Origin of the sequence: Aquabacterium sp. (assembly GCF_021768455.1) — a bacterium.
In the GTDB taxonomy this organism is placed as follows: domain Bacteria; phylum Pseudomonadota; class Gammaproteobacteria; order Burkholderiales; family Burkholderiaceae_C; genus Aquabacterium.
This window is the reverse complement of the sequence record NZ_JAIZVX010000298.1, coordinates 1-1381: the sequence shown is the minus strand read 5'-3', so window position 1 is coordinate 1381 and position 1381 is coordinate 1. Positions and strand designations below refer to the sequence as shown.

General features: G+C 68.3%; 2 protein-coding genes. Both read left to right on the top strand.

Features of this window, described 5'->3' with window-relative positions; all coding sequences use genetic code 11:
• Window positions 1–4: 4 nt before the first annotated feature.
• Entirely contained in the window at window positions 5–598 is a 594-nt protein-coding gene (locus tag QZ994_RS19885; protein WP_290877834.1) for a LemA family protein, read from the top strand.
• 7 nt (window positions 599–605) lie between these two features.
• Window positions 606–1370 (top strand): TPM domain-containing protein, encoded by a 765-nt coding sequence (locus QZ994_RS19880; protein WP_290877832.1) that lies wholly within the window; start codon window positions 606–608, stop codon window positions 1368–1370.
• The last annotated feature ends 11 nt before the right edge of the window (window positions 1371–1381 follow it).

The following is a 1381-nucleotide window of genomic DNA, read 5'->3' as shown; positions in this document are numbered from 1 at the left end:
CGGCATGCGCCTGGCCGGCCTGGCTTTGGCCGGCGCACTGAGCCTGAACCTCGGCGGCTGCGGCTACAACGACTTCCAGCGCCTCGACGAAGAGAGCAAGGCCTCCTGGGCAGAGGTGCTGAACCAGTACCAGCGCCGCGCCGACCTCATCCCCAACATCGTGGCCACGGTCAAGGGCGAAGCGGCCTTCGAGCAGGACACCCTCACCAAGGTGGTCGAGGCCCGCGCCAAGGCCACCGGCATCCAGGCCACGCCCGAGCTGGTCAACAACCCCGAGGCCTTCCAGAAATTCCAGGCCGCCCAGGGCGAACTCAGCGGCGCCCTGAGCCGCCTGCTGGTCGTCAGCGAAAACTACCCCAACCTCAAGGCCAACCAGGGCTTCCAGGACCTGCGCGTGCAACTGGAGGGCACCGAAAACCGCATCACCGTGGCCCGCAACCGCTACATCAAGACGGTGCAGGACTACAACGTGCTCGCACGCAGCTTCCCCAGCAACCTCACCGCCAAGGTGTTCAGCTACGCACCCAAGCCCAGCTTCACCGTGCAGAACGAGGCGCAGATCAGCAGCCCGCCTGCGGTCGACTTCAACAAGAAGTGAGCCGGGGATGAACGCCCTGACTGGGCCAGACCCTGCGCAACACGGAGGGCTCGCGAGCCTGCCGGGTGCCCGGCGGCTGCACGGCCTGAGCTCATCGGTGTTGGCCGCGGTGATGGCCCTCGTGGTCGCCTTGATGATCGCCCTGGTCGGCCTTCTCTGGGGCGGCGCGGCCCGGGCCCAGGGACTGCCCGGTGGCGTGCTGCCCGTGCCGCCTCTCAGCGGCCATGTGGTCGACCAGACCGCGACGCTCGGCGGCGACGAGGCCCGCGCCCTGGAGGCCAAGCTGACCCAGCTCGAACAGCGCCTTGGCAGCCAGCTGGTGGTGCTGATCGTGCCCACCACGCAGCCGGAAGACATTGCCACCTACAGCCAGCGGGTGGGCGACAGCTGGAAGATCGGCCGCAAGACCGTGGGCGACGGCCTGCTGATCGTGGTGGCCAAACAGGACCGCAGCGTGCGCATCGAAGTGGCCAAGGCCCTGGAGGGCGCCATCCCCGACCTGGCCGCCCACCAGGTCATCGAGCGCGTCATCACCCCGGCCTTCAAGGCGGGTGACTTTGCCGGGGGCCTGAGCCAGGCGGTCGACCACCTGGCGGCCCGCATCCAGGGCGAGAACCTGCCCCTGCCCGATGCCTCGGGGACGTCTGCCCGCGGGCGCGATGATGGCCTCGACCTCAACAGCCTCATCGTCTTTGGCCTGGTCGGCGTACCCATCGTGTTCGGCGTGCTCAGCAGCGTCCTCGGCCGCAAGCTGGGTGCGGCCGCCGATTAAAATATTTTCAT

Coding starts and splice junctions, on each gene's coding strand:
- QZ994_RS19885 (WP_290877834.1), top strand. CDS start 5: ATGCGCCTGGCCGGCCTGGCTTTGGCCGGCGCACTGAGCCTGAACCTC.
- QZ994_RS19880 (WP_290877832.1), top strand. CDS start 606: ATGAACGCCCTGACTGGGCCAGACCCTGCGCAACACGGAGGGCTCGCG.